Genomic DNA, 17,487 nt, shown 5'->3' with positions numbered 1-17,487 from the left:
CGTGGTGTGCCGACAGTAGAAGGCTGTGACCGGCTTTCTGCAGGTTCAAGGACATTGGGTGGCCCATGATGCCGATGCCGATAAATCCGAATTGAGCCATGAGAGAATCCTCTTGTTTTTATGCTGCTTCAAGCAAATAGGGGAGTGCTTCTATGTGGGAGCGAGCCTGCTCGCGAATGCGGTGGAACATTCAATATCCGTGTTGACTGAACCACCGCATTCGCGAGCAGGCTCGCTCCCACCGGGGAACTGCTCAGATCGCGTTATGGGTTTTCAACCAGCCGAGGCCCGCTTCTGTGGTGGTCAGCGGCTTGTATTCGCAACCGACCCAACCCTGATAACCAATGCGATCCAGGTGTTCGAACAGGAAGCGGTAGTTGATTTCACCGGTGCCCGGTTCGTTGCGCCCTGGGTTGTCTGCCAACTGCACATGGTTGATTTCGCCCAAGTGCGATTGCAGGGTGCGGGCCAGGTCGCCTTCCATGATTTGCATGTGGTAGATGTCGTATTGCAGGAACAGATTGGCGCTGCCCACCTGTTCGCGAATCGACAGGGCTTGCGCCGTGTTGTTCAGGTAGAAGCCGGGGATGTCGCGGGTGTTGATCGCTTCCATCACCAGTTTGATGCCCGCCGCTTGCAGCTTGTCGGCGGCGTACTTGAGGTTGCTGACGAAGGTTTTTTCCACAGTGGCGTCATCGACGTTTTGTGGACGAATACCGGCCAGGCAGTTGACCTGGGTGTTGCCCAGAACCTTGGCGTAAGCGATCGCCAGGTCGACCCCGGCGCGGAATTCTTCGACCCGATCCGGCAGGCATGCGATACCGCGTTCGCCTTTGGCCCAGTCACCGGCCGGCAGGTTGAACAGCACCTGGGTCAGACCGTTGGCGTCGAGCTTGGCCTTGATTTCGGCAGAGCTGAAGTCGTAAGGGAACAGGTACTCAACACCACTGAAACCGGCCTTGGCGGCCGCTTCAAAACGGGCAAGAAAATCCTGTTCGGTGAACAGCATGGACAGGTTGGCTGCGAAACGCGGCATGGTGGTCTCCCGTAAATGTGTGAGGGCCGATCGTTCCCACGCTCTGCGTGGGAATGCCGCCCCGGACGCTCTGCGTCCAGCCGTTATGTGACGCGGAGCGTCACCGGATGCATTCCCACGCAGAGCGTGGGAACGATCATAGTGCTCAATCGAGCAACGAAATCGCGGTTGGCGCATCGTTGCCGACCAACGCCAGGTCTTCGAATTCGTTAACGGCGTTGATCTCGGTGCCCATGGAAATGTTGGTCACGCGCTCCAGAATAATCTCGACGATCACCGGCACCTTGAACTCTTCGATCAGCTCCTGAGCCTTGCGCAGGGCAGGCTGGATCTGACCCGGTTCGAATACGCGCAGCGCCTTGCAGCCGAGGCCTTCGGCGACTGCCACGTGATCGACACCGTAACCGTTGAGTTCTGGAGCGTTGAGGTTATCGAAGGACAGCTGCACACAGTAGTCCATGTCGAAACCGCGCTGGGCCTGACGGATCAGCCCCAGGTACGAGTTGTTTACCACAACGTGGATGTACGGCAGTTTGAACTGCGCACCCACCGCCAATTCTTCGATCATGAACTGGAAATCATAGTCGCCCGACAGGGCCACGACTTTGCGGGTCGGATCAGCCTTGACCACGCCCAGCGCCGCCGGAATGGTCCAGCCCAACGGGCCGGCCTGGCCGCAGTTGATCCAGTGACGCGGCTTATAGACGTGCAGGAACTGCGCGCCGGCAATCTGCGACAGACCGATGGTACTTACATAGCAAGTGTCTTTGCCGAACACTTGGTTCATCTCTTCATACACGCGCTGTGGCTTGACCGGCACGTTGTCGAAGTGGGTCTTGCGCTGCAGGCTGGCCTTGCGCTGCTGGCAGTCTTGCAGCCAGGCGCTGCGGTTTTTCAGCTTGCCGGCGGCTTGCCATTCGCGAGCGACTTCGATGAACACGGTCAGCGCGGCCGCGGCGTCGGAAACGATGCCCAGGTCCGGGTTGAACACGCGGCCGATTTGCGTCGGCTCGATGTCAACGTGAATGAATTTGCGGCCCTCGGTGTAGACGTCGATCGAACCGGTGTGACGGTTGGCCCAACGGTTACCGACGCCCAGCACCACGTCCGATTTCAACAGCGTCGCGTTGCCATAGCGGTGCGAGGTTTGCAGGCCGACCATGCCGACCATCAATGGGTGATCGTCCGGAATCGTGCCCCAGCCCATCAGGGTCGGGATCACTGGAATGCCGGTCAGCTCAGCGAACTCCACCAGCAAATCGCTGGCGTCGGCATTGATGATGCCGCCACCGGCCACCAGCAATGGGCGTTCGGCCTGATCGAGCATGGCCAGGGCCTTCTCGATTTGCACGCGGTTAGCGGTGGGCTTGGCCAGTGGCAGCGGTTGGTAGGCGTCGATATCGAATTCGATTTCGGCCATTTGCACGTCAAACGGCAGGTCGATCAGCACGGGGCCTGGGCGGCCGGAGCGCATTTCGTAGAAGGCTTTCTGGAACGCATACGGCACCTGGCCCGGTTCCATGACGGTGGTGGCCCACTTGGTCACTGGCTTGACGATGGCAGTGATGTCGACAGCCTGGAAGTCTTCTTTATGCATGCGCGCCCGCGGTGCCTGGCCGGTGATGCACAGGATCGGGATCGAGTCGGCCGAGGCACTGTAAAGGCCGGTGACCATGTCAGTGCCGGCTGGGCCGGAAGTGCCGATGCACACGCCGATATTGCCGGCCTTGGTGCGGGTGTAGCCCTCGGCCATGTGCGAAGCGCCTTCAACGTGGCGAGCGAGCACGTGATCGATGCCACCGACCTTCTGCAGGGCGGAGTACAGCGGGTTGATCGCGGCGCCCGGGATGCCGAAAGCGGTATCAACCCCTTCACGGCGCATCACCAGAACGGCGGCTTCGATTGCTCTCATTTTGCTCATGGTTTTGGTGCCTCTTACGTTTTGTAATTGTATACAAATGGCTTTGCGCAGAGTGTATTCACGGCGGACGGCGCAGGTCAATCCATTTTCTCAAGCGACTGTTTCATTCGTCGGAAGCCCGTTCTGCTGTGGCTTTTCGTCGTATGTGGCGCTTTTCGAGAATTATTGTATACAAATAAATAATCTATTGTGTTCTATTTGTTGCATCGGACTGCGGCACAGCACCGCAACCCAACCGCTTTCCAATAACAAAATGAGGACGGCACCATGAGCGCTTTAACCTTGAACGTCGCAGTCAGCCTGACCACTCAGGCCATCGCCGCAGGACGTGCAGTATCCGCAGCACCACTGACCATCGCGGTACTGGATGCGGGTGGTCATCTGATCTCTTTGCAGCGTGAAGACGGCGCCAGCCTGCTACGCCCGCAAATCGCCATCGGCAAGGCCTGGGGCGCGATCGCCCTGGGTAAAAGTTCACGCCTGCTGGCGCTGGACGCCCAACAAAGACCCGCGTTTATCGCCGCGCTGAACAGCCTGGGGCAGGGCACCGTCGTGCCGGCACCGGGTGGTGTGTTGATTAGGGATCAGGATGGGAACGTGCTGGGGGCGGTGGGGATCAGCGGGGATCTGTCGGATGTGGATGAGCAGTGTGCGATTCGGGCGATTGAAGAGCTGGGGTTGCGGGCGGATGCGGGGGTTAGTGCTTAGTATTTTTGTTGTTTGAACTGGCGCTTCCGCGAGCAAGCCCGCTCCCACAGGGAATCTTCAGTGTTACGGAGATCGAGTGTGGGAGCGAGCCTGCTCGCGAAGGCAATCTCCCAGACACATTCAGCTAAAAGTCTGTCCTGTCCTCGGCATTTATCCGTCTAGCCTTTCATGACTTCATCATGAAAAGGGCAAAGGAATGCCGGATTTAGCTGCCTCACATCGCCTGCGCATCGGCCGCTATGCCGAACAGAATCGGATTTACCTGCTAACCACCAACACTCTCGATAGAGAACCTGTCTTCAAAGACTTTTTCTTGGGTCGATTAGTGGTCGAGCAGTTCCGCACAGCTCAGAACCAAGGCCATGCCAATTCATTGGCCTGGGTTGTTATGCCCGATCACTTTCATTGGTTGGTCGAGTTGCAGCAGGGATCGTTGAGTGAGCTTATGCAAAGGACCAAGTCTTTGAGTACCAAAGCGGTGAAACTGGCTACCGGTCGTAAGACCGGGCTATGGCAGCGAGGTTTTCATGATAGAGCTCTGCGTCGAGAGGACGACTTGGTAAAGCTTGCTCAGTACGTTGTCGCCAACCCTTTACGGGCAGGTTTGGTGGAGCGGTTTGGCGACTATCCGTTGTGGGATGCTGTCTGGCTTTGATCCGGGACCGAGTTGCGGTTATTCGCGAGCAGGCTCGCTCCCACATTGGATCTTCAGCGTTTACGGATCCCCTTGTGGGAGCGGGCTTGCTCGCGAAGGCCGCGCCGCGGTGTATCAGTCCGGCTCACACCCCTTCAACACCAACCGAATAATCGTCTGCGCCGCCGCTTCATAATCCGCTTCATCCAGCTTGGCTTTACCGGTCACCGCCGAGATCTGCCAGTCGAAGTCGGCGTAGGTCTGGGTCGCGGCCCAGATGCTGAACATCAGGTGGTTGGGGTCGATGGGGGCGATTTGGTTGCGGTCGATCCAGGTCTGGATGCAGTCGATGTTGTGCTTGGCCTGGCCGTTGAGGCGTTCCACCAGGTCGGCGCTCAGGTGCGGGGCGCCGTGCATGATTTCGCTGGCGAACACCTTGGAGGCGAAGGGCAGGTCGCGGGAGATGCGGATCTTGGAGCGGATGTAGCCGCTCAGCACTTCGCTGGGTACGCCGTCGGCGTTGAACGGCGTCGAGGCCTGCAGGATCGGCTCGATGATGCTTTCCAGGACCTCGCGGTAGAGGTTTTCCTTGGATTTGAAATAGTAGTAGACGTTGGGCTTGGGCAATCCCGCCTTGGCCGCGATATCACTGGTTTTGGTCGCAGCGAAGCCTTTGTCGGCAAATTCTTCACTGGCGGCACGCAGGATCAGTTCTTTGTTGCGCTCGCGGATAGTGCTCATAAACCAGGTGGTTCCTTGCCTGTTCTGGCGGTTGCGCATGGTAGCACCGGCCTCGCGCGGCGCTCAAGAATGCGCAGGTCAGGTGCTCGTCGGACCAGCCTGTCGCCCGGCTGAACAAACTCGCCATCCTTCAGACTGGAAACAGGGGCGCTGTTAGAGTCTAAACAGCAACCAGTGGCAAGGGGCGCGCGGCCGTGGAGAAACGCAGGCGAGGCAAGTTCGTGCTGATCTTCGGCGTTGTGCTGTTGCTGGCGTTCGCCCTGTGGTTCTACCTGATGAGTGGCCAACATAAGGCCAAACCGCCGCCGCCCGCCGAGCCGGTAGCTGCGGTGGCGGTGAAGTTGCAGGACGTGCCGGTGTACATCGACGCCCTCGGCACCGTGACGCCGACCCGCAGCGTCACGGTGGTCAGCCAGGTGGACGGCATTCTCAGCAGCGTCGAATTCAAGGAAGGCCAGCACGTCAGCAAGGGCCAGGTCATCGCCCGGATCGACGACCGCTCGCTCAAGGCGCAACTGGCCGTGGCCAAAGGCACTCTGGCTCACGATCAGGCCGTGTTGAGCAACAACCAGCGCGACCTCACACGGTTTCGCGAACTGATCAAAGTCGGCTCCACCAGCCAACAAACCCTCGATACCCAGGCCTCCCTGGTCCAGCAACAACAGGGCACGGTCGCGGCCGATCAGGGCAACGTGCAAAACCTTGAGGTACAACTGAGCTATTGCACGATCCTGTCGCCCATCGACGGCGTGGTCGGCCTGCGCCTGGTGGATCCCGGCAACTACGTGACCAACGGCAGCACCACCGGCATCGCGGTCATCACTCAAATGACCCCGGCCACCGTGGTGTTCGCCGTGCCCGAGGATGACCTGGGCTCGATCAATCAAGCCCTGGCTCGTGGCACGGTCACCGTGCTGGCCTACGACCGCAACAAACACAACCTGCTCGCCACAGGCAACCTGCTGGCCCTGGATAATCAGGTGGACATCAGCACCGGCACGATCAAGGTCAAGGCGCAGTTCGATGACTCGGGCAACGCGCTGTTCCCCAATCAGTTCGTCAACGCCCGGCTCAAGGCCGACACCCTGAGCCAGGCGCCCGTGGTGCCGACCACCGCGATCCAGCACGGCAGCAAGGGCGATTTCCTGTTTGTGGTCAACGGCGACAAGGCCAGCCTGCGCAACATCAAAACCGGGCCGGCGCAGGGCGATGCCACGGCGATTCTCGACAACGGCGTCAAGAGCGGTGAGCAGGTGATCACCGAGGGCGGGGACAAACTCGACGATGGCTCGACGGTGAAAGTCGTCGCCCAGTGAGGAGCCGCCAGCCATGAATGTCTCGCGTCCTTTTATCGAACGGCCGGTGGCCACCACGCTGTTGATGATCGCGGTGCTGCTGGTGGGGCTGCTCGGTTATCACTTGCTCTCGGTCTCGGCCCTGCCGGAAGTCGATTACCCGACCATCCAGGTGTTTACCCAATACACCGGTGCCAGCCCGCAAGTGGTCAGCTCTTCGATTACCGCGCCGCTGGAACGGCAACTGGGAGAAATGCCCGGGCTCAAGTCGATGAATTCCACCAGCTCCGACGGCGCTTCGGTGATTACCTTGCAGTTCGACCTGGCGTTGTCCCTGGACGTCGCCGAGCAGGAAGTGCAAGCCGCGATCAATGCCGCCGGTACCTTCCTGCCAACCAACCTGCCGTACCCACCGGTGTACAGCAAGGTCAACCCGGCCGATGCTCCGGTGCTGACCCTGTCCCTGACCTCCGACGTACTGCCGCTGACCAAAATCGAAGACCTGGCCGACACGCGCCTGGCGCAGAAAATCTCACAAATTACCGGCGTCGGCCTCGTGACTATCAGCGGCGGCCAGCGCCCGGCGGTGCGGGTCCAGGCCAATACCTCGGCGTTGAATAACCTCGGGCTGTCGATGGAGGATCTGCGCACGGCGCTGAGCAACGCCAACGTCAATCAGGCCAAGGGCAATATCGATGGCAAGTTCCAGGCGTACTCGATTGGCGGCAACGATCAACTGCAATCGGCGGAGGAATACCGCGACCTGGTGATCGCCTACAAAAACGGCGCGCCGATTCGCCTGGCGCAAATCGCCAGTTCGATCCAGGGCCCGGAAAATCCCCGGCAAGCGGCATGGACCGACCGCACCCCATCGATTGTGCTGAACATCCAGCGCCAGCCCGGCGCCAACGTCATCGACGTGGTCGACCGGGTGCAGCAACTGCTGCCAAAACTGCGCGCCAGCCTGCCGGGCACGCTCAAGGTCGCGGTGCTCACTGACCGCACCCAGACCATCCGCGCGTCGGTCACCGACGTGCAGTACGAACTGGGCGTGGCGGTGCTGCTGGTGGTGATTGTGATTTTCATCTTCCTGCGCAACGTCGCGGCCACAGTGATTCCGGCGGTCACGGTGCCGTTGACCCTGGTCGGCACCTTGGCGGTGGCCTACGTGCTGGGCTTTTCCCTGAACAACCTGACGCTGATGGCGCTGACCATCGCCATTGGGTTTGTGGTCGATGACGCCATCGTCATGATCGAAAACATCACCCGCTACATCGAGGCCGGCGACTCGCCCCTGGACGCCGCGCTCAAGGGCTCGGAGCAGATCGGTTTCACCATCATTTCCCTGTCCATTGCGCTGATCGCGGTGATGATTCCGCTGCTGTTCATGGGCGATGTGGTCGGTCGCTTGTTCCGCGAGTTCGCCATGACCGTGGCGGTGACCATCGTCATTTCCGCGCTGATTTCCCTGACCCTGACACCGATGATGTGCTCGCGAATGCTCAAGGCCAAAACCGGCGAGCGGCGGGTGGATTTCTTCGACCGGATCAACGGCTACTACGTGCGCGGCCTCGACTGGGTGCTGGTGCATCGAACCCTGACGCTGATCTCGGTGATGTGCACCGCGCTGCTGACGTTGCTGATCATCGTGATCATGCCCAAGGGCTTTTTTCCCGAGCAGGACACCGGGCTGATCCAGGGGATATCCCAGGCTGCGCCGACTATTTCCTTCCAGCAGATGCAGGTCGAGCAACAACGCTTGGCGGACCGCATCCTCAAGGATCCGGCAGTGGCCAGCCTGTCGTCCTTCGTCGGCATCGACCAGACCAACCCGACGATCAACCAGGGCAATTTGCTGATCAACCTCCAGCCGCGAGGGGAGCGCGACAGCAGCGCCGCTGTGATCCGCCGACTGGCGGACGCCAACACCGATGACTCGGGGATTCGCCTGTACCTGCACGGGGTGCAAGACCTGACCCTCGACGCCACCGTCTCGACCACCAGTTACCGCCTCGGCCTGCAAGCCACCGACCCGGACGTGCTGGAGCAGTGGACCGGCAAACTGCTGGCGGCAATCAAGAAAGACCCGATGTTCACCGACGTGCAGAGTCAGGCGCTGCAATTCGGCAATCAGATCCAGCTGACCTTCGACCGTGCCACCGCTTCGCGCCTGGGCATCACGCCCCAGGCCATCGACGACGTGCTCTACGACGCGTTCGGCCAGCGCCAGGTGTCGACCATTTACACCCAGCTCAACCAGTATCACGTGGTGATGGCCACCGATCATCCGCCGCACAATCTCGCCGATTTGCTGACCGGGCTCTACGTCGATATCCCCGGCGGCGGGGTGGCGCCGCTGTCGAGCATGGCCACCCTGAATGTGGTGCGCACGCCGATTACGATCAACCGGCTCGGGCAGTTTCCCTACGCCGATGTCTCGTTCAACCTCGCGCCGGGCCAGACCCTCGGTGCGGCGGTCACGCGGCTCAAGGACATCGAAACCCAATTGGCCTTGCCGCTGACGGTGCAGGCCTCCCTCGAAGGTGCGGCGGCGACTTTCGAGGCGTCGTTGTCGAATCAGGTGTTTCTGGTGTTGGCGGCGATTGTGGTGGTGTACCTGATGCTGGGGATTCTCTACGAGAGCTTCGTGCACCCGGTGACCATCCTGTCGACGCTGCTGTCGGCGGCCCTCGGTGCGTTGCTGGCGCTGCTGATCACTGGCACGCAGTTCGACATCATCGGGCTGATCGGGATTGTGCTGCTGATCGGCATCGTGATGAAGAACGGCATCATGATGGTCGACTTCGCGTTGGAGCTGGAGCGCAAGGGCGGGCTCGATCCGGTGGCGGCGATTCGGCAGGCCGCCGAGCTGAGGTTTCGGCCGATTTTGATGACCAGCATGGCTTCGCTGTTTGGCGCGGTGCCGCTGGCGCTGGGTACGGGGATCGGTTCCGAGCTGCGCCATCCGCTGGGGATCGCGATCATCGGCGGCTTGTTGTTGAGCCAGTTACTGACGCTGTTCTCGACGCCGGTGATTTTCCTGGCGATGCATTCGCTGGCGCGGCGCTTCAGCGGTTCTGCTGATTCAGAGCCACGGTCATGAACCTCAGCGCGCCGTTCATCCAGCGCCCGATTGCGACGACGTTGCTCGCGGCGGGCCTGGCGTTGTTCGGTGCGCTGGCGTTTACCTTGCTGCCGGTGGCGCCGTTGCCGGAGGTGGATTTCCCGACCATTAGTGTCCGCGCCTCGCTGCCCGGCGCCGATCCGAATACCGTGGCCACCTCGGTCGCGACCCCGCTGGAGCGCCAGTTCGGGCAGATCGCCGGGGTCACGCAAATGACCTCGGCGAGCACCTTGGGCTCGACCCGGATCACCCTGCAATTTGACCTCAACCGCGACATCGACGGCGCCGCCCGGGACGTGCAAGCGGCGATCAATGCGGCGCGGACTAACCTGCCGAGCGATCTGTCCGGCAACCCGACCTACCGCAAGGTCAACCCCGCTGATTCGCCGATCCTGATCATCAGCCTGACCTCTGACAACGCTACACCGGGGCAAATGTACGACGTCGCTTCGACGCTGCTGGAGCAGAAACTGTTGCAGACCACGGGCGTGGGTGACGTCACTGTCGGCGGCGGCGCGTTGCCGGCGGTGCGCATCGAACTCAACCCGGATCGGCTCAACCATTACGGCGTCAGCCTGGAGCAGGTGCGGGCGGTGATTGCCGCGTCCAACGCCAATCTGCCCAAGGGCTCGGTGGCCATCGGCGCCCAGACCCACGGCATCGCCGCCAACGACATGCTCTATCAGATGCAGGATTACCAGCCGATGGTGGTCAAGCAAAGCAACGGTGACGTGGTGCACATCGCCGACCTCGGTTACGTGCGCGAAGACGTGGAGGATCTTCGCAATTTCGGCCTGTCCAACGGCAAGCCGGCGGTGCTGCTGGTGGTGTTCAAACAGCCGGGGGCCAACGTCATCGAAGCGGTGGATGCGGTGAAAGCGGCGCTGCCGTTTTTGCAGAGTTCGATCCCGGCCAACATCAAACTCGGTCTGCTGATGGACCGCACCACGACCATTCGCGCGTCGTTGCGCGACGTCGAAATATCACTGATCGCCTCGATCCTGTTGGTGACGCTGGTGACGTTCGTGTTCTTCCGTGACTGGCGCAGCACGCTGGTGCCGGCGATTGTGGTGCCGCTGTCGCTGCTCGGTACGTTTAGCGCGATGTATTTTCTCGGTTACAGCCTGAACAACCTGTCGCTGATGGCGCTGACCATTTCCACCGGGTTTGTGGTGGACGACGCCATCGTGGTGGTGGAAAACATCATGCGCCATCTGGAGAACGGCGAAACCCGCCTGCAAGCGGCGCTGGCCGGGGCCCAGGAAGTCGGGTTTACCGTGCTGACCATCAGCGTGTCGCTGGTGGCGGTGTTTATTCCGTTGCTATTGATGGGCGGTGTGGTCGGGCGCTTGTTTCGCGAGTTTTCGATTTCGCTGTCGGTGGCGATTGTGATTTCCATGCTGATCTCGCTGACGGTCACGCCGATGTTGTCCAGCGTGTTGTTGCGCAGCAAAGGGCAGGCGAAAGGGGATCATCCAGACTCACGGTTCCATCGCTTTTATGATCGGACCCTGGGTTGGGTCATCGAGCATTCGATTTTGATGGGATTGGTCACGGTGTGGGTGATCGTCTTCGCGGGCGTGCTCTACGTGCTGGTGCCCAAGGGTTTCTTCCCGCAGGAAGACACCGGGCGGCTGTCGGGCAGCATCGTCGCGCCCCAGAGCATTTCCTACGCGGCGATGCAGCGTCAGTTCAGCGAGATTAATCGCAAGGTCATGCTCAACCCGAATGTGCAGACCGTCGGAGGGTTTGTCGGCGGCGGAGGCGGTGGTGGCGGGGCGATCAACAGTGCGCAGCTGTTCATCAACCTCAAGCCGTTGAATCAGCGCAGCGACAGTGCCGAGCAGGTGATCGCGCAGATTCGTCACACCCTCGGCGACATGCCCGGCACCCGCTTGTATTTGCAGTCGGCCCAGGACATCACCGTCGGTGGCCGGCAGAGCGGGGCGCAGTATCAATACACGATGACCGCCGACGACCAGAGCAGTCTCGACGAGTGGGTGCCGAAAGTGGTCGCGGTGCTGCACAGCTTGCCGCAACTGACCGACATCAACACCGACCAGCAGGACAACAGTTTGCTGGCCAACGTGAAGATCAATCGCGATGCGGCGGCGCGACTCGGGGTGAGCATTTCGGCGATCGACCAGACGCTTTACGACGCGTTCGGCCAGCGCCAGGTCTCGACCATTTACCGCGCCGCCAACCAGTACCACGTGGTGATGGAAGTCGCGCCGCCGTACTGGACCGACCCGAGCACCCTCGGCTCGATCTATGTGCCGGTGGGCAGCGTTGCCGCGACCAAGGGCAGCAGCGCCGCGCCTAACCTGAGCCCTGTGGCCAACCCTCAATTGGTGCCACTGTCGGCGATTGCCGATCATTCGGTGGACCGCACGGCGATTTCCATCAGTCACCAGGGCACGTTTGCGGCGGTGACGGCGTCCTTCAACCTTGCGCCAGGCGTAGCCATTGGTCAGGCCACGGCATTGGTGGATAACGCGGTGGCGCAACTTCGGATGCCGGCGAGCGTGGTCGGCCAGTTTGCCGGCACGGCTCAGGTGTTCCAGTCGTCGGTGGCCAGCGAACCGTTATTGATCGTTGCGGCACTGCTGTCGGTGTACCTGGTGCTGGGGATGCTTTACGAGAACCTGGTGCATCCGCTGACCATCCTCTCGACCTTGCCCTCGGCCGGTGTCGGCGCGCTGATTGCGTTACTGCTGACCGGTACCGAGCTGTCGATCATCGCGCTGGTCGGGGTGATTCTGCTGATCGGCATCGTCAAGAAAAACGCGATCATGATGATCGACTTCGCCATCACCGAGCGCAAACAACAAGGCCTCAGCGCCAAGGACGCGATTCGCCGGGCGTGCCTGATTCGTTTCCGGCCGATCATGATGACCACGTTGGCGGCGATTCTTGGCGCGTTGCCGCTGGTGCTGGGCACGGGGTATGGCTCGGAACTGCGCCGGCCGTTGGGGATTTCGATTATTGGCGGGTTGGTGTTTAGCCAGTTGTTGACGCTGTATACGACGCCGGTGATTTACCTGTGGCTGGATCGGGCTTCGCAGCGGTTGAGGAGACATAAATGAATCGTCGTAGATGCGAAGACCCTGTGGGAGCGAGCCTGCTCGCGAAGGCGCCAGGTCAGCCAACATTTATGTTGAATGGTAAACCGCATTCGCGAGCAGGCTCGCTCCCACAGTTGTTCGCGGTGTTTATCTTTACCGTGTTGTTGAGCGGCTGCATGGTCGGCCCCGACTATCAAAAACCGGCCATCGAGTTACCGATGTCGTTCAAGGAAGGCACCCAATGGCAGCGCGCGGTGGCCAATCCGCAAGGGGCGCTGGACAGTCAATGGTGGCTGGATTATCACGACCCGATTCTTACTGATTTGGTGCAGCGTTCGGCCAAAGCCAACCAATCAATCATCGCGGCGGAGGCGGCGTATCGGTTGGCTCAGGCGCAGGTGGCGTCGAGCCGTGCGGGGTTGTGGCCGACGGTGGGCGTCGGGTTGTCTGGATCGCGGGGTGTCGGGGCGAGTGGCAGCAATACCAGTGGTGTTGCTGGTGGTGGCTCTGGCGGTGTCGAGCAGTCGGTCAGCGCCATATTGAGCGCCAGTTGGGAGCCGGACCTGTGGGGCGCGGTGCGCCGCAGCATCGAGTCGAGCCAGGCGTCGGCCCAGGGTTCCGATGCGCTGCTGGCGGGTGTGCGGCTGTCGATCAGTGCCAGTGTGGCGAGCAATTACCTGGGGCTGCGGCAGCTGGATATCGACATTGGACTGCTGGAGCAACAACAGCGGATCAACCTACAATTGCTCAACATGATCCAGGTCGATTTCGTCCAGGGCACCGCGTCCAACGATCAACTGCTGGTGGCCCAGGATCAGTTGACCACCGTGGTCGCGGCGTTGCAGACCGCCGAGCGTTCACGGGAGCAGTTTGAACATGCCTTGGCGGTGTTGGTGGGCGTGGCGCCGGCAGATTTCACCTTGCCACCCAAGAGTGCGTATACCTTTGTCCTGCCGAAACCACCGCTGGCGCTGCCGTCGGCGCTGCTGCAGCGTCGGCCAGATGTGGTGGCGGCGGAACGTAGCGCTGCGGCAGCAAATGCCAGAATCGGCGTGGCCGAAGCCGCGTTCTTTCCGACCCTCGATCTGACGGCCGAAGTCGGTTTTCGCGGCACGGCTTTAGGTGGCCTGTTCTCGGTGCCCAACCGCATCTGGACCCTCGGTCCGGCCCTGGCGGAAACCCTTTTCGACGGTGGCGCCCGGGAAGCGGCCGTGCAGCAGGCCCGGGCCAGTTACGATCAGGACGCCGCCAATTACCGTGGCACCGTGCTCGGGGCGTTGCAGAACGTCGAAGACAACCTGTCGGCGATCAATCACCTGCAACGCCAGGCCGAGGCGTTTGATCAGATCTATCAGCGCAATCAGCAACTGTTCGGTAGCCAAGAGGCGCAAAAACGCGCCGGCACGGTCAGTCAGCAAGCGGTGTTGACCCAGCAGTTGGTGTTGCTGCAAGCCGAGCAGAGCCTGCGCGACACCCAAGGCGCACTCAGCCAGGGCAGCGTGGCGTTGATTCAGAGCCTGGGCGGTGGCTGGCAAACGCTGTGAGCGTTATGCTTCGCGCACTTTTTTATGTAGGGAAACCTGACCCATGGCAGGAAGCAGTTTGCTGGTGCTGATCGACGACATCGCCGCCGTACTCGACGACGTGGCGTTGATGACCAAAATGGCCGCGAAGAAGACGGCTGGTGTGCTTGGCGACGACCTGGCACTCAACGCCCAGCAAGTCAGCGGCGTGCGCGCCGAGCGGGAAATCCCTGTTGTGTGGGCTGTGGCCAAGGGCTCGTTTCGCAACAAACTGATTCTGGTGCCGTCGGCGTTGGCCATCAGCGCGTTCATTCCGTGGCTGGTCACGCCGTTATTGATGGTCGGTGGCGCCTACCTGTGCTTCGAGGGTTTCGAGAAACTGGCCCACAAGTTCCTGCATAGCAAGGCTGAAGACGACGCGGAACATGCACAACTGGTCGAGGCCGTGGCCGATCCGGCAACCGATCTGGTGGCGTTCGAACAGGACAAGATCAAAGGCGCGATTCGCACCGACTTCATCCTCTCGGCAGAAATCATCGCCATCACCCTCGGCACTGTGGCCGACGCCTCGCTGACCCAGCAAGTGATCGTGCTGTCGGGCATCGCCATCGTCATGACCATCGGCGTCTATGGCCTGGTGGCCGGCATCGTCAAACTCGACGACCTGGGCCTGTGGCTCACCCAGAAACCGGGGCAAATGGCCAAAAGCATCGGCGGGGCGATCCTGCGCGCGGCGCCGTACATGATGAAAAGCCTGTCGGTGATCGGCACGGCGGCGATGTTTTTGGTTGGCGGCGGGATTCTTACTCATGGCGTGCCGGTGGTGCATCACTGGATTGAAAGCGTCAGCGCCGGGGCGGGTGGTGCCGGGTTTATCGTGCCGACGTTGTTGAATGCGGTGGCGGGGATTGTGGCGGGGGCGGTGGTGTTGGCTGGCGTCATGATCGCAAGCAAGATCTGGCGCTCAGTCAAAGGCTGACCCTGTAGGAGCAAAGCTTGCTCGCGATGATCGTTCCCACGCTCCGCGTGGGAATGCAGCCCGGGACGCTCCGCATCCCATTCAAAGCCGAACGCGGAGCGTCCGTTGAGGCATTCCCACGCAGAGCGTGGGAACGATCTTCAATGCTGATTTCGCGAAAATAAAAAGGCCATTCGATTTGCGTCGAATGGCCTTTTTTTGTTGCCGCCAGATGTTGTACCGCCAGCGTTACTCGGCGATCTGCAACTTGCGGGACTCGGTGTACACGTAACGCACCTTTTCATACTCGAACGGCGAGTTCAGCTGACCGTAGCGGAAGCCGGTCTGGTAGCGTTTGTCGACGCCGCGCAGGACCCAGATTTCCGGGTGGTTGGAGCTGACTTCAGAGACGTTCAGGAAGTTGACCGCTGCTTCGCCGGTGTAGTCGACCACCAGGCCGGCGGTGTCGCGCAGGTTGGAGGGGCCGAGGATCGGCAGCACGAAGTAGGCGCCGCCCGGTACGCCGTAGAAACCGAGCGTCTGGCCGAAGTCTTCGCTCTGGCGTGGCAGGCCCATGGCGGTGGCCGGGTCCCACAGGCCGGCAACGCCGATGGTGGTGTTGAGCAACAGGCGCGCAGTGGTTTCCAGCGAGCGATGGCCCTTAAGCTGGAGCATGCTGTTCAACAGGTTCGGCACGTCACCGAGGTTATTGAAGAAGTTGCTCACACCCGTACGCAAAAAGCTTGGGGTGATGTAGCGATAGCCGTCCACCACGGGCAGGAACACCCATTGGTCGAAGCGGTAGTTGAAGTGGTAGACCCGACGGTTCCACTCTTCCAGCGGGTCGTAGACGTTCAACGCGTTGAGCGTCGAGCGCTCGAACTCGCGCTGGTCCAGGCCTGGGTTGAACTTGAGTTTGCTCAGCGGTTCCTTGAAGCCATCGTTGTCGATCACGACCGGCGCGTTGGCTTTGCTGTTGTCGGCATTCGCGACGCCTGCACAGAGTAACGCTGCGATAAGCAGGAGATATTTAGCCACGGAAGAACTCCAGCATGGCGTCGCTGTTGACGCGATAGTTAAGGTTGCCGCAATGGCCGCCCAATGGATAAACGGTCAAGCGATCGCCGAAGGTGCGGCGCAGGAAGCCCAGGTCGCCAGGGCCGAGGATCACGTCATCGGCGTTGTGCATGACGGAGATTTTCGGGCTGTCGTGCAGGTAATCCTTCAGGGCATACAAACTCACCTGGTCGATCAGTTGCAGCAGGCTGCCGCCGTCGGTGCGGGCGCGCCACATCGGGATAACTTGCTCGGTGATGTAGCAGTCGAAGTCGCATTGCAGCGCACGCTTGAGGAACGGCGTGAGGCTAGTGCCTTCGGTGATCGGGTACTTCGGCGGCGTGATCAGGCCACGGCGGTTGATCAGGTCCGAGGTGAAGGCAATGTCGGCCGCCGAGAAACGGAACGAGGTGCCGATCAGCATGGCCATCTGTTCGTTGGTCAGGTGCTGCTTGGACTGTTGGAAGTCGTAAAGCAAGGCATCGTTGAGGTCGATGTAGCCTTTTTGCTGGAAGTAGCGGGTCAGTTTGTTCAGTACCAGCTCATAGAACGTGGTGCTGTTGTTGATGCCCTTGACCTCGGTCTGTACCAGCTTGTCGAGGTTGGTGATCGAGGTGTAGAGGTTGACCGGGGGGTTGAGCAGCAAGACTTTCTTGAAATTGAAGCTGCGGCGGGTTTCGTCCAGATGTGCGACGAAAGCAGCGTCCAGTGCGCCGAGGCTGTAACCGGTCAGGTAGTACTCGGTGACGGGCGTCTTCGGGTTTTGCGCCCGCACGGCCTGCATCACCCGGTACATGTCTTCGGCGTCTTCCTTGGTGATACCGGGCGTGGCAAAGCGTGACGCGGCGCTCATGAAGTCGAAGCTGGTCGGCGATGACAGCTGCACCACGTGATAGCCGGCCTTGTAGTAGAGCTTCTTCAGGTATTCGTTGAGGCTGCTGTCATAGCGCGCGCCGGTGCCGGCGATCAGGAAAATCAGCGGGGCGGCGTGATCCTGGGTGGCGATGCGGTAAGTGAGTTTTTTCACCGGCCAGAAGTTGTCTGGCAGGCTGAATTCACGCTCCGGGCGCAACCGCACGCTGCGGTCCTGCTGATTGATGTCTTCGTTGGCCGGCAGCTCCGGGCGCAATTCCGGTGGCGTCGTGGCAATGGTCGCCTCGAACGGGTTGGTCAAAGGGTAGCCATAGCTGGCGGCGTCGATGTCGACCGCCAGTGCGGACGCACTCAAAATAAGGCCGCCAAACAGGGCGGCGAAGCGCAAGGAACGGAGCATGACTAAATCCCTTAGAGGAAAGGTGCCGATTGAGGTTCGCAGGCTATGACCACGGGGTTGACGCCAAAGTGCCATGGATCGGCACCAATCAGGCCTAAATTCGGAGTAATAGTAGCTGGACGATACACTTTGCAGTGATTGCCTGCCCAGTTA

13 protein-coding genes are annotated in these 17,487 nt (G+C 60.8%); 7 read left to right on the top strand and 6 right to left on the bottom strand.

Features of this window, described 5'->3' with window-relative positions; all coding sequences use genetic code 11:
• The 3 genes from BK667_RS27705 to gcl all read right to left on the bottom strand — a co-directional run.
• Nucleotides 1-100, bottom strand: a 100-nt coding sequence (locus BK667_RS27705) for an NAD(P)-binding domain-containing protein (protein ID WP_259698201.1), incomplete at its 3' end; no start/stop codon positions are given.
• Nucleotides 101-253: 153 nt separating this feature from the next.
• On the bottom strand, nt 254-1,036 hold the full coding sequence (gene hyi, locus BK667_RS27700; protein WP_123510513.1) for a hydroxypyruvate isomerase: 783 nt from the start codon (nt 1,034-1,036) through the stop codon (nt 254-256).
• Between the two features lie 145 nt (nt 1,037-1,181).
• Nucleotides 1,182-2,957 (bottom strand): glyoxylate carboligase, encoded by a 1,776-nt coding sequence (gene gcl / locus BK667_RS27695; protein ID WP_123510515.1) that lies wholly within the window; start codon nt 2,955-2,957, stop codon nt 1,182-1,184.
• A gap of 267 nt (nt 2,958-3,224) precedes the next feature.
• Here gcl and BK667_RS27690 point away from each other — a divergent pair, with 267 nt between their 5' ends.
• Together BK667_RS27690 and BK667_RS27685 are read left to right on the top strand one after the other, a co-directional pair.
• Entirely contained in the window at nt 3,225-3,665 is a 441-nt protein-coding gene (locus tag BK667_RS27690; RefSeq protein ID WP_123599472.1) for a GlcG/HbpS family heme-binding protein, read from the top strand.
• Nucleotides 3,666-3,861: 196 nt separating this feature from the next.
• On the top strand, nt 3,862-4,320 hold the full coding sequence (locus BK667_RS27685; protein WP_123599471.1) for an REP-associated tyrosine transposase: 459 nt from the start codon (nt 3,862-3,864) through the stop codon (nt 4,318-4,320).
• A 114-nt stretch (nt 4,321-4,434) separates the two neighbouring features.
• On the opposite strand, the gene BK667_RS27680 is transcribed toward BK667_RS27685, so the two are convergent.
• On the bottom strand, nt 4,435-5,040 hold the full coding sequence (locus tag BK667_RS27680) for a TetR/AcrR family transcriptional regulator (RefSeq protein ID WP_123409110.1): 606 nt from the start codon (nt 5,038-5,040) through the stop codon (nt 4,435-4,437).
• Between the two features lie 194 nt (nt 5,041-5,234).
• Between BK667_RS27680 and BK667_RS27675 the strand changes: the two genes are divergently transcribed.
• From BK667_RS27675 to BK667_RS27655, 5 genes are all read left to right on the top strand, one after another.
• Entirely contained in the window at nt 5,235-6,356 is a 1,122-nt protein-coding gene (locus BK667_RS27675) for an efflux RND transporter periplasmic adaptor subunit (protein ID WP_123599470.1), read from the top strand.
• 13 nt (nt 6,357-6,369) lie between these two features.
• The gene (locus tag BK667_RS27670; RefSeq protein ID WP_123599469.1) at nt 6,370-9,438 is read left to right on the top strand and encodes an efflux RND transporter permease subunit; all 3,069 of its coding nucleotides are present in this window, start codon (nt 6,370-6,372) and stop codon (nt 9,436-9,438) included.
• Nucleotides 9,435-12,545, top strand: coding sequence for an efflux RND transporter permease subunit (locus tag BK667_RS27665; RefSeq protein WP_123599468.1), 3,111 nt, complete (start codon nt 9,435-9,437; stop codon nt 12,543-12,545). Before BK667_RS27670 ends, BK667_RS27665 begins: the two co-directional genes overlap by 4 nt.
• A 68-nt stretch (nt 12,546-12,613) precedes the next feature.
• Complete coding sequence (locus BK667_RS27660; protein ID WP_259698197.1) at nt 12,614-14,068, top strand: efflux transporter outer membrane subunit; 1,455 nt, start codon at nt 12,614-12,616, stop codon at nt 14,066-14,068.
• Nucleotides 14,069-14,111: 43 nt separating this feature from the next.
• Nucleotides 14,112-15,026 carry a DUF808 domain-containing protein gene (locus tag BK667_RS27655; protein WP_123510530.1) on the top strand — a complete coding sequence of 305 codons (915 nt, stop codon included), beginning with the start codon at nt 14,112-14,114 and terminating at the stop codon, nt 15,024-15,026.
• A 228-nt stretch (nt 15,027-15,254) separates the two neighbouring features.
• On the opposite strand, the gene BK667_RS27650 is transcribed toward BK667_RS27655, so the two are convergent.
• Nucleotides 15,255-16,043, bottom strand: coding sequence for an MlaA family lipoprotein (locus BK667_RS27650; protein WP_123510532.1), 789 nt, complete (start codon nt 16,041-16,043; stop codon nt 15,255-15,257).
• Nucleotides 16,036-17,334, bottom strand: coding sequence for a lipid asymmetry maintenance lipase MlaY (gene mlaY / locus BK667_RS27645; protein WP_054049439.1), 1,299 nt, complete (start codon nt 17,332-17,334; stop codon nt 16,036-16,038). Before mlaY ends, BK667_RS27650 begins: the two co-directional genes overlap by 8 nt.
• Between the last annotated feature and the right edge of the window lie 153 nt (nt 17,335-17,487).

This window comes from Pseudomonas frederiksbergensis, assembly GCF_003732705.1.
GTDB lineage: Bacteria > Pseudomonadota > Gammaproteobacteria > Pseudomonadales > Pseudomonadaceae > Aquipseudomonas > Aquipseudomonas frederiksbergensis_F.
Note: the sequence above shows the minus strand (reverse complement) of the source record. Positions and strands in the feature narration are given on the sequence as shown.